The organism is Moraxella catarrhalis (assembly GCF_001632285.1).
GTDB lineage: Bacteria > Pseudomonadota > Gammaproteobacteria > Pseudomonadales > Moraxellaceae > Moraxella > Moraxella catarrhalis.
Genome location: NZ_LWAH01000001.1, coordinates 210,852 through 225,503, shown reverse-complemented (window position 1 = coordinate 225,503; position 14,652 = coordinate 210,852). Strand labels below are relative to the sequence as shown.

16 protein-coding genes are annotated in these 14,652 nt (G+C 42.1%); 7 read left to right on the top strand and 9 right to left on the bottom strand.

Annotated elements, in window-relative coordinates:
* Positions 1 to 16: 16 nt before the first annotated feature.
* Both nadD and rsfS read left to right on the top strand, forming a co-directional pair.
* Positions 17 to 781 carry a nicotinate (nicotinamide) nucleotide adenylyltransferase gene (gene nadD / locus A4U55_RS00975; protein WP_003670673.1) on the top strand — a complete coding sequence of 255 codons (765 nt, stop codon included), beginning with the start codon at positions 17 to 19 and terminating at the stop codon, positions 779 to 781.
* Positions 782 to 813: 32 nt separating this feature from the next.
* Entirely contained in the window at positions 814 to 1,179 is a 366-nt protein-coding gene (rsfS, locus tag A4U55_RS00970) for a ribosome silencing factor (protein WP_003666638.1), read from the top strand.
* 32 nt (positions 1,180 to 1,211) lie between these two features.
* Here rsfS and A4U55_RS00965 read toward each other — a convergent pair whose 3' ends face one another.
* Positions 1,212 to 1,994 carry an NUDIX hydrolase gene (locus A4U55_RS00965; RefSeq protein WP_003663423.1) on the bottom strand — a complete coding sequence of 261 codons (783 nt, stop codon included), beginning with the start codon at positions 1,992 to 1,994 and terminating at the stop codon, positions 1,212 to 1,214.
* Positions 1,995 to 2,136: 142 nt separating this feature from the next.
* Between A4U55_RS00965 and A4U55_RS00960 the strand changes: the two genes are divergently transcribed.
* On the top strand, positions 2,137 to 2,712 hold the full coding sequence (locus A4U55_RS00960; protein ID WP_080534121.1) for an NUDIX hydrolase: 576 nt from the start codon (positions 2,137 to 2,139) through the stop codon (positions 2,710 to 2,712).
* 49 nt (positions 2,713 to 2,761) lie between these two features.
* Here A4U55_RS00960 and dtd read toward each other — a convergent pair whose 3' ends face one another.
* The 6 genes from dtd to A4U55_RS00930 form a co-directional block, all read right to left on the bottom strand.
* Complete coding sequence (gene dtd, locus A4U55_RS00955) at positions 2,762 to 3,214, bottom strand: D-aminoacyl-tRNA deacylase (RefSeq protein WP_003663421.1); 453 nt, start codon at positions 3,212 to 3,214, stop codon at positions 2,762 to 2,764.
* A gap of 12 nt (positions 3,215 to 3,226) precedes the next feature.
* The gene (gene bioD / locus A4U55_RS00950) at positions 3,227 to 3,931 is read right to left on the bottom strand and encodes a dethiobiotin synthase (RefSeq protein WP_080534120.1); all 705 of its coding nucleotides are present in this window, start codon (positions 3,929 to 3,931) and stop codon (positions 3,227 to 3,229) included.
* Positions 3,928 to 4,785, bottom strand: a complete 858-nt coding sequence (locus tag A4U55_RS00945; RefSeq protein WP_063453913.1) for a methyltransferase domain-containing protein — start codon at positions 4,783 to 4,785, stop codon at positions 3,928 to 3,930. The genes bioD and A4U55_RS00945 overlap by 4 nt, the downstream gene beginning before the upstream one ends.
* Entirely contained in the window at positions 4,782 to 5,981 is a 1,200-nt protein-coding gene (locus tag A4U55_RS00940) for an 8-amino-7-oxononanoate synthase (RefSeq protein WP_003663418.1), read from the bottom strand. Before A4U55_RS00940 ends, A4U55_RS00945 begins: the two co-directional genes overlap by 4 nt.
* Complete coding sequence (bioA, locus tag A4U55_RS00935; RefSeq protein WP_063453912.1) at positions 5,981 to 7,303, bottom strand: adenosylmethionine--8-amino-7-oxononanoate transaminase; 1,323 nt, start codon at positions 7,301 to 7,303, stop codon at positions 5,981 to 5,983. Before bioA ends, A4U55_RS00940 begins: the two co-directional genes overlap by 1 nt.
* Before the next feature lie 172 nt (positions 7,304 to 7,475).
* Complete coding sequence (locus A4U55_RS00930; RefSeq protein WP_003656837.1) at positions 7,476 to 7,916, bottom strand: YbaN family protein; 441 nt, start codon at positions 7,914 to 7,916, stop codon at positions 7,476 to 7,478.
* A gap of 239 nt (positions 7,917 to 8,155) precedes the next feature.
* On the opposite strand from A4U55_RS00930, the gene asd reads away from it, so the two are divergent.
* Positions 8,156 to 8,989 carry an archaetidylserine decarboxylase gene (gene asd / locus A4U55_RS00925; protein ID WP_003663416.1) on the top strand — a complete coding sequence of 278 codons (834 nt, stop codon included), beginning with the start codon at positions 8,156 to 8,158 and terminating at the stop codon, positions 8,987 to 8,989.
* Between the two features lie 317 nt (positions 8,990 to 9,306).
* Complete coding sequence (locus A4U55_RS00920; protein ID WP_003669988.1) at positions 9,307 to 9,501, top strand: YgaP family membrane protein; 195 nt, start codon at positions 9,307 to 9,309, stop codon at positions 9,499 to 9,501.
* 82 nt (positions 9,502 to 9,583) lie between these two features.
* On the opposite strand, the gene A4U55_RS00915 is transcribed toward A4U55_RS00920, so the two are convergent.
* Positions 9,584 to 12,550: an ATP-binding protein gene (locus A4U55_RS00915; RefSeq protein WP_003666624.1), complete on the bottom strand. Its 2,967-nt coding sequence runs from the start codon at positions 12,548 to 12,550 to the stop codon at positions 9,584 to 9,586.
* A 117-nt stretch (positions 12,551 to 12,667) separates the two neighbouring features.
* Between A4U55_RS00915 and cysM the strand changes: the two genes are divergently transcribed.
* Together cysM and A4U55_RS00905 are read left to right on the top strand one after the other, a co-directional pair.
* Complete coding sequence (gene cysM, locus A4U55_RS00910; RefSeq protein ID WP_003656842.1) at positions 12,668 to 13,597, top strand: cysteine synthase CysM; 930 nt, start codon at positions 12,668 to 12,670, stop codon at positions 13,595 to 13,597.
* An 8-nt stretch (positions 13,598 to 13,605) separates the two neighbouring features.
* A complete protein-coding gene (locus A4U55_RS00905) occupies positions 13,606 to 14,379 on the top strand; it encodes a 3'-5' exonuclease (RefSeq protein ID WP_003656844.1) in 774 nt (257 codons plus the stop codon).
* 11 nt (positions 14,380 to 14,390) lie between these two features.
* Here A4U55_RS00905 and A4U55_RS00900 read toward each other — a convergent pair whose 3' ends face one another.
* Positions 14,391 to 14,615 (bottom strand): hypothetical protein, encoded by a 225-nt coding sequence (locus A4U55_RS00900; RefSeq protein ID WP_049167106.1) that lies wholly within the window; start codon positions 14,613 to 14,615, stop codon positions 14,391 to 14,393.
* Positions 14,616 to 14,652 lie beyond the last annotated feature (37 nt).

The following is a 14,652-nucleotide window of genomic DNA, read 5'->3' as shown; positions in this document are numbered from 1 at the left end:
TTAAAGCATTTGGCAGATGGGTTTTGTAATAAATACATGGATTTCATGTACGGTTTTATTGTTTAAATTGGCTTTTTTGTCTCATAATGATTACAATATTAAAAACCTAAAAAATTCGATTATGATACGACTTTATCTTGGCGGCTCGTTTGACCCCATTCATCGGGCACATCTGCAGATGGTGCTAAGTGCATATGACACCATACACCAAAAAACCACTGACACTGTAACCGTTCACCTATTGCCAACGGCTGGCAATCCCTTTAAAAACGCACCGACATCGCATGCACACCGCATCGTCATGCTCAAGCTTGCCATTACACCCTTGATAAAAAAAGGCATGAATATATCAATTGATGAGCGTGAGCTGTCTTTGATACCTCCGATATACACCATCGACACCATACGACAGCTTAAGTCCACTTATCCTGATGACCGATTAATTTTTATTATTGGGGGCGATAGTTTGGCAAATCTACATCAATGGAAGGCGTATGATGAGCTGATTTACCAAGTCAAATTGTGGGCATTTGACCGTGTCGATACCACGCCAGCTGATGAGACAGTAGCAACAAAGTGCACTACTAATTTGGATGAATTTTTGGCAAATGACCATACGATTTATTTAGATCACACACCCATCATGAACATCTCGTCCAGTCAAATCCGCACCCTAATCGCTGATGGTCGCACTAAGCTTGCTGCACCGCTGATGGATGAGTGCGTCTTGGCATATATCTGCAAAGAAGGCTTATACCAAAACCCCAAAAATATGCTATAATTAAAAGTTATCCATCCAATTATCAATCAATTATGACGACTTTGAATTTAGACCAAACACTTGCACTTGTTACCAAAACGCTTGATGACTTAAAAGCAAAAAACATAACGACCCTTGAAATCGAACATTTAACCGAAATTGCTGAACGCATCGTTATTTGTGAGGCCACCAGTAAACGCCATGTCAAAGCTTTGGCGGATAAATTGGGTGCTGCAACCAAAGAAGCCGGGCTGATGCCGCTTGGCCGTGAAGGTGATAAAGACAGCGATTGGACACTGGTGGACTTGGGTGCGGTGGTGGTACATATCATGACGCCACAAGCACGGGCATTTTATGACCTAGAAGGCTTGTGGTCATCTCCAGATGCACTCAAAGCCTTAGTAGCTCAAAAAGACTAAACCTTTGAGACATTAGTCCTTTGAGACATGAATTAGTGGTGTGCCTGAAGGTGATAGTACCACTGATAGCACACCCCATAGCCGATGTGTAGAAAATTGGCGATGATACGCCCTGTCAATCCCCACACCACTTCAGGCTCACCAATTTGCCGATCATCAATCAGCCATGCTGGTGTGTGCAAATATGCTCGCCCAAAATTAGGACGCTCAAAATAATAATCTATGGGTGGCGTTGTTTTTAGATATGTCAGATCAGCCCAAAATAACCGCTGAATTTCATCTTCACTGGCGATTAAACTGTCTGCTATCGCAGGTGTCATACTGACAACCACAGGGCGTACCAAAAGACCTTTTTTGGAGATTTGCATCGGTAAAAATCCAATTAAAGTGCTGTCTTGTCTTAATAGACCCACCTCCTCAAATGCCTCACGAGTTGCCACCTCATAAGAAGACCGATCCGTCTTATCACGCTTACCGCCCACCAGCGACACCTCACCTGCATGGCTTGATAAATTACTTGCTCGGCGAGTCAATAATAGCCTTGGGCTAATCTCATCAGTAATGGCAACAAGCACGCAAGCATGGGGCTGTGGCTTGTTAATGAGCAACTGTTCATAGGCTTGATTCAGTTGTTGCCTATCAACCCCTGCAATCAGATCATTATTTTGTGTCAAAGACAAAATATCTACACCGTGATACTCAGATAAGGCATGGCTAAGCGTAGAGAATCGATGCTCTGGTGGCAAATAAACCGCCGTTTTATCGACGAAATTTGGATCAGCATGCGTCTTAATTTGGCTAAAAAAATCGTTCATAACATTTGTATTTTTGGTGAAATTGACTTAAACTAAATCAGTCATGACAATCAAAGCTATCCTTACAATATAATTTTACTAATATAATTTTTGGGTAGTGTTCATTAATCAGCCAGTTTATTATAGACCGATGCCCTACTGTATGCAATGCGGACATACCGCCACCTACACCATTCCCAAAGGCGATAGTCGTCAGCGTCTCGTCTGCTCAGCGTGCGGATTTATTCATTATGACAATCCAAAGATGATTTGCGGGGCTTTGGTACGCCATGAGAACAAAATTCTGCTTTGTCGCCGTGCCATTGAGCCAAGATACGGCTATTGGACTTTGCCAGCAGGATTTATGGAAATTGGTGAGACCATGATGGAAGGTGCGTTGCGTGAGACCATCGAAGAAGCTGCCGCTATTGCCACCGATGCTAAGCTGTACTGCTTATTTGATATGCCTTATTTGGGGCAAATCCATGCCATGTATTTGACCAACTTATCTTGTGATGGGCGATTTGGGGTTGGTGTTGAAAGCTTAGAATGTGCCTTGATTGATGAGCAGGATATCCCTTGGCAAGATTTGGCGTTTCGCACGATTCACTTGACACTTGAACAGTATTTGGCGGATAAAGCTGCGATTATCACCCAAGGCAAGAACATTGATGATTTTGCCAATTATCCCATTCATCAAATCACTTTAGACGAAATTGTCGTGGACGAATTACAATAAAAGATGATGTTATTTTGTCCCAAAAAACGCTGATGATACTTCTAAGATACTATACTTCTAAGATAAAGTTAATCGGACCGTCATTATGGGCAATCACTTGCATATGAGCACCAAATTGACCCGTCGCCACTGGCGTATGATACTGTTTGGCATAACAAACCAACTCATCAAACAGTTGTGCTGCCTGATTGGGTGGCATCGCTGGCCCAAAGTCAGGACGGCGACCTTTATCGGTCAGTGCCATCAGTGTAAACTGCGACACCAACAGCAAACCACCGCCCACATCAGCCACACTTTTATCCATCTTGCCAAGCTTGTCTGCGTCAGTGGTATTTTCAAAAATACGATAACTTAATATCTTATCCACCAAACGCTTTGCTTGCTTAACATCATCTGACTTGCCAATACCGATATAAGCCAGTATCCCACCATCAATCTCACCAACCACCTCACCGCAAACCTCAACGCGTGCTTGGTGTACCCGCTGTATCAATGCTTTCATTATTTGCCTTTTTTAAAATGAATTTAGGCCAAAGTCGGCTGAATTTAACTTAGGAATCTCCCACCAAAGGGCATCACTGTGATGGGCTTTGAGATACTCTTGCAAATACTGTTTGGTGTTGGTTGCAATCATCTCATCATCGCCATCATCGGCTTGATTGTACGCCAGTGCGTACAAATATATGCCATAAGTTTTTAGGGCGTTTAAGCTTAGCAGAGTATGGTTAATGCTGCCAAGCCTGCCAGAGCTTACCAAAATCACAGGATAATTTTGACTGGCGATATAATCAATCATCAGCCCACCTTTGACATCATCCATCATCGGCACCATCAAACCGCCCGCTCCTTCAATCAGCACTATCTCATAAGCCTCTGCCAGCTGTTTGGTGCATGCCAAAAGATGGCTAACATCTACCGATACGCCATCCATCTTGCTTGCTAAATGTGGCGATGCAGGGTAGCTTAGTATCAAAGGCATTGTTAGGTGCATCTTATCATCAGGCAACATACCCACGCCCATCATCTGTCGGTGCTTAACAATGTCTTCGCTTAGCTTGATATTGCCAGTTTGGATAAGTTTTTGGGTGATAACCGTTCGCCCATTCTTTAAAAGCTGGCAGGCGATATGGCCTGTTGCGATGGTTTTACCAATGTTGGTATCAATACCGCTAATGAAATAGCTGCCTTGCATTTGGTGAAGATTGGGCAATGTGGTCATAAAGGCGAACTCATTGGTTTCATTGGTTTATGAGCAACAAAAAGCAGCGGCCGATAAGTTAAGGTATAACCTGCATCGGTATGAAATTGTTGATAGTTTTGACAAAACTTTGCCAAACTTTGCTTGCTCCAACATGCCTGCTCTGTGCCAACTGCTGTCACGCCTGTTGCTTTTAGGTGTCTTAGCACCGCCATCGGAGAGTCAAAATAAAGCACTTGCTCATCTGCCTTAAACTCATCAATCATAAAACCTGCTTGATTTAAACGCACCATCAGCTGTTTTGGCGTATCATAGCGTAGCCCTCGCCCTGTCAATGCTTGTATTTCAGATAAATTACCCTCAACAAAAGTACTGGCAGCAAAAAATCCGCCAGCTGTTAAAGTCTGAAAAACTCTTTTAAATAGCACATCTGGCGGATAAATCCATTGCAGTGCAGAAGATGAAATCACACCATCTAAGGTTTTTGGCAAATCAATCATCCTAATATCCCCGATCAGATAATTGGCATCAATATCCTTTGGCAGTGCGTTGGTTTGGATATTATCATACAAATCATTTAAATACAGTGTATCAACGCTAAAATTCTCAAATAAAGCATCGGTTAAAAGACCACTGCCAACGCCAATTTCAAGCAATCTTGATATGTGTTCATCTTGTATGACCCGATAAGGTTGCATGCCAGTATTTTTGGTATTACAAGCTTTAACCATCTTTGCTTTAACCATCTTTAAAGAGATGATAAGCCGTCTTGCCATCTTCGCCTGAACGGTTGCATGAGCGCGATAGCTTTGATGGGCCCTACAAAATCTTTGGGCGATTTTATTGGGATTTGATGATAAAGCGGATTTTGTCATTTGCTCTCACTGCTGACGATTTGAGTAAGCACTTGGGTAAACTTTGTCATTGTATCATCATTAATAGCACTATTTAAACAAATTCGCAACCGTGATTGTCCTTTTGGTACGGTTGGTGGGCGTACAGCCAGCACATGATAACCTTGTCTGCCCAAATCAGCGGCGGCATTTAGTGTACGAGTATTGTCACCCAATATGATGGGAATGATTTGACTGGCAGAGGGGCATGGCAGCTTTGCCAAGTGAACCACTTTTGATAAATCATCACTAAGTTTCATCAGATGCTTACGCCTTTGGTTCATCAAAGGTATTTGCTCTAAAATAAAACAGCTCCAAGCAATGTTAATGGGTGGTAAGGCGGTACTAAAAATCAAAGGACGCATTTTATTAATCAGATAATCACGCAAAATGGGATGGCAAATACAGTATCCGCCAACTGATGCCAATGCTTTTCCAAATGCACCGACAATAAAATCAACTTGATTGATGACGCCATATTCTTCCACACAGCCCAAACCACGCCCACCTCGAACACCGATGGCGTGGGCTTCATCAACATAAAGCATCACCTTTGGGTATTGTGCCTTTAAATGGCTAAGATGGGATAAATTTGTGATATCGCCATCCATACTAAAAATACTTTCGGTAACGACAATGATACGACAAATGCCATTATCTGATTGATATTTTTGGATTAATCCTTCAAGCTGGGGGAGATTTTGATGTTGATAGCGGATGGTTTTGGTGCCATGTTTGGCAGCCAATTGCATTCCATCAATGATACTGGCATGAACCAATTTATCCGCCAAAATCACCGTTTTATCATCACAAATGGCAGGTAAGATACCGATATTGGCATGATAACCACTATTAAATAATAAGCAAGGGCGACCAAATAATGATGCCATTTTGGTCTCTAATCGCTCAAAATTTTCAAAATTCCCTGTCAATAATCTAGAAGAAGACGCACTAAACGGCCAACGCTGTTCATGCAGCAGCTCTAAGAATTCTTCATAAAGTGATGTTTGACTGGCAATGCCCAAATAATCATTGCTGGCTAAATTGAGCAAAGGCTTGCTGTCATTGACACCAATGCGTTGCCCTTGATGTTTTAAGCGTTGTAATTGGCGGTGATTGTGCGATGCTTTTAAAGCAGACAGCTGTTCGGCATAAAAATTTAATAACTGGTCATTCATCATTCATCTTCATTGATTATTGGGTTCATTGACTGTTTTTTAAAATTAGCTGATAAGGTTGTGCAGATTAAATCGGTAAACTCATGCAATAAAGTTGCCAACTCATCATCGCTGATGATAAATGGTGGCATCAGATAAACCAACCGTCCAAAGGGGCGAATCCATATCCCTCGTGCGACGCATTCTTGTTGAATGATTGCCATATCTACCGGGTCTGTCATCTCAACCACTGCAATCGCCCCCAAAATACGCACATCAGCGACATGTGGCAACTGTTTAAGATGGGTTAATGTCATGCGACATGTCCGAGCAATACGCCGAACATGATATTGCCAAGGGCTTTGTAATAAAAGCTGAACACTTGCCAGTGCCACAGCACATGCCAATGGATTTGCCATAAATGTTGGCCCGTGCATGAACGCACCCACCTTACCATGGCTGATGGTATGTGCCACTTTGGTTGTGGTGAGTACGGCTGACAATGTCATATAACCGCCCGTTAATGCCTTGCCCAAACACATGATGTCAGGCACTACCTTGGCATGCTGGCAAGCAAACAGACGACCTGTCCGCCCAAAGCCTGTGGCAATTTCATCAAAAATCAATAACACCCCATATTCATCACATAATTTACGCAGCTGCCTTAGATAATTTGTGTGATAAAACCGCATGCCACCTGCCCCCTGAACAATAGGCTCAATGATAAAAGCCGCTAAGTTTTTATGGTGTCTCTTAAATGCCAAGCGAATATCGTCCATGGCCGCATCATCCCAAGGGTCATCAATCTTAATCGTTGGTGCATCCACAAAAATGCGACTGGGCAGAGCATCCCCAAAAATTTGGTGCATGCCTGTGATGGGGTCGCAAACACTCATGGCATTCCAAGTATCGCCATGATAGCCTGAGCGGGTTGTCATGATGTTGTTTTTGGTGGTCTTGCCCAAAGCATGCTGATATTGAACCGCCATTTTCAAAGCCACCTCAACGGCAACCGACCCTGAATCGGCATAAAAAATGTGTTGAAGCGGTTTTGGGACAATGCTAAGCAATAATTGCCCAAGTTTGATGGCAGGTTCGTGTGTCAGCCCACCAAACATGATATGAGACATTTTGGTGAGCTGTTCGGTGATGGCGGCATTTAAAACAGGATGGTTGTATCCATGAATGGCACACCACCATGATGACATGCCATCGATGAGTACCGTGCCATCTTGTAGATGAATTTGACAACCTTTGGCACAAGCAACAGGCAAGGCTGGCAAAGGGTTCGTCATAGAAGTGTAAGGGTGCCACAAATGGGCGGTATCAAATTCGTTAATCATCGCCTAAATCTTAGTCAAATTGGCTTATCATAGCGAATTTAGATAAAAAATGATAGCTTTAATGGTTTGATTTAATGGTTTGAATATTTTTGTATTATCCTAATCAAATAAACACACTTTATCATCAAACCAGCGAATGAATTAAATTTATCTTAAAAAACCAAACAATCTGTTAAGCATTGGGCAGTCTTGCCATCCATATGCCTACCCCAAGGCTAATCGCTGCCAAAAGCCAAGCCACCCACTGCCACGAGCTTGGTAATTTAAAAAATAATATGATTGTTGACAGGCTCATCATCGACCAAGCCAAATATTTGGCAAATCTTGGAATAGCACGATGCGTTTGCCAATTGATAATCATCTGCCCAAATAGTCGATGTGCCAGTAGCCACGCATAAAATCGCCGTGAGCTTCTTGCCCAAAAATAGCCCGCCAATAAAATAAAAACCGTCGTCGGCATGCCTGGCACAACGATACCAATTAGCCCCAAAATCAAACACACCAAGCCCAAAACAAAATACACCGCTCGCATCAAAGCACTTTGGTGAATGAGATTTTTGGGTGTCGGTTGTGTCGGTTTGAGCGGTGTTATCATGGCTTGGGCAGGTGTCATCGGTTATGTATCATCTTATAGAGCTATTTTGATACATCATACTGCATTGTCAGTGGCTTTTCTATTTGAAAATATAAATCATTCTCATTATATCAATCAATGGTCAGCTTAGCCATAAAAAGATAATCTTAAGATGGTATTTTCTTAAGAGAGCATTTTGGGTAAATTTTCATCAAACCCTATCATAAAATTTATGATAAAATAAAAAATATCTTAAAAAATATCTGAATAGGTCAACCATGAATCCTTTCACACTTATCCAAAATCTCATCCCACAGCAGGCGCTCAGCGAATTTGCAGGCAACCTAGCCGCCAGCCAAAATCCGTATGTTAAAAAATCCTTGATTCACAGCTTTGCTAAGGCGTATCACATAAATTTGGATGAATATGCACGCAGTCAATTTTCTGATTATAGTAGTTTTAATGACTTTTTTACACGCGAACTAAAATCAGATGCACGCCCAATTGATGAGACGCCCAATCAGCTGATTTGCCCTGCTGATGGTACGATTTCACAAATTGGAGACATCAAACAAGGTATGATTCTGCAAGCGAAAGGTCGCACCTATGAGATTGGGCAACTGCTTGCTGATTATGACGATGGTCAGTATTTTATGAATGGCAGTTTTGCAACAATTTATTTGGCACCCAGCAATTATCATCGTGTGCATATGCCCTTTGATGGTCAATTGACTGCCACACGCTATGTACCAGGTACGCTGTTTTCGGTTAATCACACAACCGCCAAGCATGTGCCTGATTTGTTTGCACGAAATGAGCGGCTAATTTGTTTATTTGATACCAGTTTTGGGCGAGCTGCTGTGGTGATGGTTGGGGCAATGATTGTTGCAGGCATTGAATCGGTCGCAACTGGTAAGATTAATCGCACGCCCCACATTCAATATCGTACCCATGAGTTAACTTTATCAAAAGGCGATGAGCTTGGGCGTTTTTATTTAGGCTCAACTGCCATCATCATATTACCAAAATCCGCCCACAATGACTGGCTTGCACACATCACTCACGGTAAAAAAGTCATGATGGGTCAGGCAATTGGCAATATACCTGTCTGATAACACAGGTTATCGTGTAAAATTTATCAAACCAAAACAATGATTTTTGCATGAAAATGGCTAAATTTGGTGACTTAAGAGAAAATTTTCTTATTTTTTAAACACAAAATAGCCATTTTTATGACGAATATAAAAGGCAATGATACCCTAAAAACTTGCTTGTTATTTTGATATTTTTGGCGTAGAATTTGAAAAAATTCAATAAAACACCATTTGATTATTTTTCAAATCACCTTAACTATCACAGCCTATTTGAGGTGTTTTTTAAACTTTTTTAATGTAAATGATTATCAATCAACTAACCTAGGGGTATCGTAATGCAAGCAAATTTACATCAAGTCGATCGTATCATTCGTATTGTTATTGGTATCGCTTTAATTGTATTACCTTTGTTTGCGGTCATCGGCTGGTGGGGCTATGTTGTTGGGGCGATACTACCGGCAACAGGCCTGATTAATTTTTGCCCAATATACCGCTTGCTTGGTATCAATACCTGTAAATACAAAAGATAATCAGACACAATAAATCACATGACCATATTAAGATAGCCTATTAATATGGTCATCCTAGCTGGTATTTAGTTAATCTTAACGCCTAATCTGCCAAATCTGCATCCATCGCCACTTTATCTAGCTCCACTGCTTGCAATGTATCGAGCGCATCAATCAAAGCCCGATATGCTGGACGCAAGGCAATAAAATGGCTTGGAGTGACTGCCGTGATATCATTTCGGCATGCCGACTCAAAAATCTCTGAAACCGCACGCAGTCTTGGCACGCCTGCGTACCGTGCTGCCCCAACCATCCGATGGCTGATATCAGCCAAACTGACACGGTCACGGTCTGCCCATGCACGCTCAAGTGACTGACGCTCAGAGTCAGCACCATCAATGAGCATCTCAAGCAGTCTATAGGCAAGCTTAGGTTTATTTGCTGAACGCTCAAGCGCATCGCCCCAATCTACAACGGGTAATTTTTCAGGGGCATCGACGGCATTTTTTGGTACATCAAGTATGGGCAAACTTTCAACCATATCCAATACATTGAGTTTATCAGCTGCCACATCATGACCAAGCCATTTTTGTAGCGTTTGTACCAGCTGTACCTCACCGATTGGCTTACTAACATAATCATTAAGCCCCGATGAGACCAACTGATCTTTTTCATCTGACAGACCATGGGCAGTCAATGCAATAATAGGTACAGGCTTGCTCAAATGTGCTTGCTCAATTTTTCGAATTTCGATAGAGGTCTCAAGTCCTGACATTCTTGGCATCTGGACATCCATAAATATCATGTCAATGGGTGGCGTTGACCCTGTGATGCTCTGCGTCATCCTTTCGATGGCCTCAAAGCCGCTATTTGCCGTAACAACCTCAACACCAAGCTCAGCAAGTAATGCATCTAGCACCAAAAGATTTGGTAAATGGTCATCTACAGCCAAAATCCTACGCCCCACAAATTTGGCCTGACGAGGTGATTGTATCGCCGACAGGTTTTGCTGATTTAAAAGCATGGCATATAGCTGCCTTTTATCCATCGGCTCATATAATGCTTGGGTCTGATAACGCAATAACAACTGTTCGTTGATACCCACTTGATAACCAAAACTGGCAAGCTTACCATCATATCGTAAGCGAATTTGTCGTAACACGGCACCCACATCATCTTTGGCAGCGTCTTGGCCAAAATTATCCACAATCACCCAATCATAATCCATCTCATTTTTATCAAGTTTTTCTAATAAATCTGCAAGACCAATGGCTATCGTTAATTGAACTTTTGTGCCAACCAAACTGCTCTTTAGTACCCGCAATGCTGGTGCATGGTTAATCCAAACCAAAAGTTGCATGGGTGTGTGCAACAGCTCTGCAAGCTTAGGTAAGGCATCATCAATCGAACCTTCATCCACACCCATGGGCATCTCAAACCAAAAAGTTGCACCTGCATTAGCAATATTTTCACTGCGATTGTCAATAAAACCAATCGAGCCACCCATCAATTGTGTCAACTGCTTTGAGATAACTAAACCCAAACCCGTTCCACCATAGCGGCGAGTGACGCTCAAATCACCTTGACCAAAACTTTGAAACAGCTGTTCTTTATCACTTTCACTAATGCCTTTGCCTGTATCTTCCACCTCAATGCATAAATATCCTGTTTTTTCAGCCAAACTCACTCGAACCACGACACTGCCCATATCAGTAAATTTGATGGCATTACCCACAAGATTGGTTAAGATTTGCTTTACTCTTAAACTATCGCCAATAATGCGAGTTGGTACATCATCATAAAATAAGACTGCCAGACGCAGCCGCTTTTCAAGTGCTGCTGGTGACAGCATATCAACCACATCATACACTGCATCATATAAATCAAAATCATGGCTATCTAAAATCAGCTTACCTGCCTCAATCTTAGAAAAATCAAGCACATCATTAACCAGTGCCAGCAAATGTGCTGATGATTTTTTGATGGTTTGTACATATAAATTTTGCTCACCAGTCAACTCACCTTTACGGGCTAACAAATTAATAAAACCATCAATGCTATTTAATGGTGTACGCAGCTCATGACTGATATTTGCTAAAAATGCTGACTTGGCTTGGCTGGTTGAGATTGCTGCATCACGAGCATTTCGAATAGAGATATTTTGCATTTCCATTTCATCAAATGCTTGCTGTAAATCATGTTCTGTTTCATCGGCATGGTTTTTTAGTTCTGTAAAGCTGGCATGCAGGCGGCGAACCGCTCGTGTAAAATCATCTCGCAATAAGGCAAATTCACCACTGGTTTTTAGTTGTGGTACACGGGATAAATTATCGGTATTTAGTCGCTGTAAGTACAGCCGCATCTCATAAAGTGGCGTAATCCAGCGTTTAGAATAAATATTTAAAATCAGCAAAAGCAGTAAAATGGTCGTCAATCCAATGGCAGTCAACGCCAATGCTACCCGATATGAGGTAATCGTCAATGGTGTATTATCCATATCCACCAAAAGCCAATAACGCTCATTATCAAAAATGAATGATTTGCCATAGGCGGTGCCTACAGCGGTTGGTATGCGATAGATTTCTTTGGCTTGTAAATCAACATCTCCCCAAGATAAATCTGTCTGCATTCCCGTACTAAAAAGCACCTGACCGATGCCATCCATAATTGCCACTCGAAGTACATGCTGATTACGAGACTGTTGAAGTTGTACGAACCAATTGGTATTAAAAAATGGTATATCTTGAGCATGGCGAGCCATCGCACGATTTGGTAAATTGGTATCATGTGGCGTAATGGCAATTAATATCTCATCTTCATTCATCTGAGCGACACGCTCATCCAAACGATTTTGGCGATGTTGAAGGTCTGTTAATAAAGGACGCACGATGGCATCATAACGTACCAATGCTGCATTTGCCATGGTGTCTTGTTCTGAGAGTATGGCACGGCGTACCTCACTCATGACCAAGTACGAACCTAAAAATGCCAATACCACAATCGGTAAGAATACCAACAAAATCAGCTGCCCATAAGCGCTTTTTATGCCAAATGCTTTATTGATTTGCATGGATAATCACCCCAAGATTTTGTAGCACTATACCAAAAACAGTATCATAAGTACACCAAACCCAGTTGAACAAAGCTGATGGCTTGGTTTTAATTATGCTATAATTTGGCATAATCTATGATTTATGAGACAACCACAATGACCAAAGATTTTATCCATCAAACCACCACGCTGTCTGACTGTGTAGGCAATACGCCACTTGTCAAGCTCAATACACTTGCCAAAGATAGCCAAGCTACTTTACTTGCCAAACTTGAGGGTAATAACCCTGCAGGTTCTGTCAAAGACCGTCCAGCGTTTAATATGATTTATCAAGCCGAACAGCGTGGGCAAATCAAACCAGGTGATACACTCATTGAGGCAACCAGTGGCAATACAGGTATTGCACTGGCGATGGTTGCGGCAATGCGTGGTTATCAGATGACCTTATTAATGCCCGCCAATTCCACCCAAGAGCGTAAAGATGCGATGACTGCCTATGGTGCAACACTCATCGAGGTAGCAGATGGCATGGAGGCAGCACGAGATATGGCACTACAGATGCAAGCTGATGGACAAGGCATTGTACTTGACCAATTTAATAATACCGATAATAAACACGCACACTATCTGACCACAGGCCCTGAGCTTTGGCAACAAACTGAGGGCAAAATTACCCATTTTGTCAGTAGTATGGGCACAACGGGCACCATCATGGGTGTTAGTCAATATCTTAAAGAACAAAATCCAGCCATTCAAATCATTGGGCTTCAGCCAGATGAACAGTCATCTATCGCAGGCATTCGCCGTTGGCCTGCTGAATATTTACCAGGAATTTTTGATGCATCATTGGTTGATACGATCATGGATGTCAATCAAACTAATGCCGAACGCTATATGCGAAAACTGGCACGAGAAGAAGGTATCTTTTGTGGTGTATCCTCTGGTGGTGCGGCGTGGGCAGCTCATCAAATTGCCAAAAATACCCCCAATGCAGTCATTGTATTTATTGCGTGTGACCGTGGCGACCGTTATTTATCCACAGGATTATTCGGTGTGACTGACTGAGGCTTGGCATGATTTCCACCCCAATTTTAGTATTTGACATTGAAACCATACCTGACATACAAACAGGCAAGCGACTTTATCCAGAGCTTGGCGATTTGGGTGATGATGATGCTTTAACTGCACTCATTGCCCTGCGTCATGCTGAATCAGGCACAGAATTCATGCGTCTACCACTTCATAAAATCGCTTGCTTGTCATTTTTATGGTTTGATGGCACGACCTTTCATCTTAAATCTCTCACACTACAAACCATGAGCGAAAAAGAGATTTTGGTCAATTTTTTAAGAGCCTTTGATAAAAAACCTGTGCTTGTCAGCTGGAATGGATTGGCTTTTGACTTACCTGTCTTGATGCATCGGTCTATGCACCACCAATTATCTGCACCAGCACTATTTGGCAGTGCCCAAAAATTTGGCTATTCATATCGCTATGGTGAGATGCATATTGATTTGATGGACAAAACTGCACTGCATAATAACAAACTACACCAAAAACTTGATACGGTTGCCAGTTTGTGTGGATTTGCTGGTAAAGGCAATCTTGATGGCTCGCAGGTTTTGCCGATGGTACAAAACTCTCAATGGGACGCCCTTAGTTGTTATTGCGAGTCCGATGTCCTAAATACTTGGCTGATTTATTTAAGGTGGCTGACTTTAACGGGCAAATCTTCTACCGATGAATGCCAAGCACTCATTGACAAAACCAACCAATTTGTACAAAGCTTGACCAATTCAGCTGGCAAGCTACGCCATCAAAGCTTTTTAGATGCTTGGGTACGGTAGGATTTGACGCTTTATTTGATTGTAAGATAAGAGTTATTAAATACTTCGCCCATATCCATCACAAATCGAATGATGATTTGTACAGCAATCAATATCAAAATCCAAGAAATGGCTGTTTTTAGCCACAGCATGGGTGGGCGTTTTGAATTTGACGCCCAGCCAACACCTGCTGTCGCCGATACCATCCAAACAGTCTCATCTGCCAGTATTTCATAAACACAAAACCAAGCTTGCATAGGCAATGATTTTTAACGCATAAAAATCAGCCAAAAA

Coding starts and splice junctions, on each gene's coding strand:
- bioA (WP_063453912.1), bottom strand. CDS start 7,303: ATGATTAACGAATTTGATACCGCCCATTTGTGGCACCCTTACACTTCT.
- bioD (WP_080534120.1), bottom strand. CDS start 3,931: ATGACCACATTGCCCAATCTTCACCAAATGCAAGGCAGCTATTTCATT.
- nadD (WP_003670673.1), top strand. CDS start 17: ATGGGTTTTGTAATAAATACATGGATTTCATGTACGGTTTTATTGTTT.
- rsfS (WP_003666638.1), top strand. CDS start 814: ATGACGACTTTGAATTTAGACCAAACACTTGCACTTGTTACCAAAACG.
- dtd (WP_003663421.1), bottom strand. CDS start 3,214: ATGAAAGCATTGATACAGCGGGTACACCAAGCACGCGTTGAGGTTTGC.
- A4U55_RS00900 (WP_049167106.1), bottom strand. CDS start 14,615: ATGCAAGCTTGGTTTTGTGTTTATGAAATACTGGCAGATGAGACTGTT.
- A4U55_RS00940 (WP_003663418.1), bottom strand. CDS start 5,981: ATGAATGACCAGTTATTAAATTTTTATGCCGAACAGCTGTCTGCTTTA.
- A4U55_RS00915 (WP_003666624.1), bottom strand. CDS start 12,550: ATGCAAATCAATAAAGCATTTGGCATAAAAAGCGCTTATGGGCAGCTG.
- A4U55_RS00930 (WP_003656837.1), bottom strand. CDS start 7,916: ATGACACCTGCCCAAGCCATGATAACACCGCTCAAACCGACACAACCG.
- A4U55_RS00905 (WP_003656844.1), top strand. CDS start 13,606: ATGATTTCCACCCCAATTTTAGTATTTGACATTGAAACCATACCTGAC.
- A4U55_RS00945 (WP_063453913.1), bottom strand. CDS start 4,785: ATGACAAAATCCGCTTTATCATCAAATCCCAATAAAATCGCCCAAAGA.
- A4U55_RS00960 (WP_080534121.1), top strand. CDS start 2,137: ATGCAATGCGGACATACCGCCACCTACACCATTCCCAAAGGCGATAGT.
- cysM (WP_003656842.1), top strand. CDS start 12,668: ATGATTTATGAGACAACCACAATGACCAAAGATTTTATCCATCAAACC.
- A4U55_RS00920 (WP_003669988.1), top strand. CDS start 9,307: ATGCAAGCAAATTTACATCAAGTCGATCGTATCATTCGTATTGTTATT.
- A4U55_RS00965 (WP_003663423.1), bottom strand. CDS start 1,994: ATGAACGATTTTTTTAGCCAAATTAAGACGCATGCTGATCCAAATTTC.
- asd (WP_003663416.1), top strand. CDS start 8,156: ATGAATCCTTTCACACTTATCCAAAATCTCATCCCACAGCAGGCGCTC.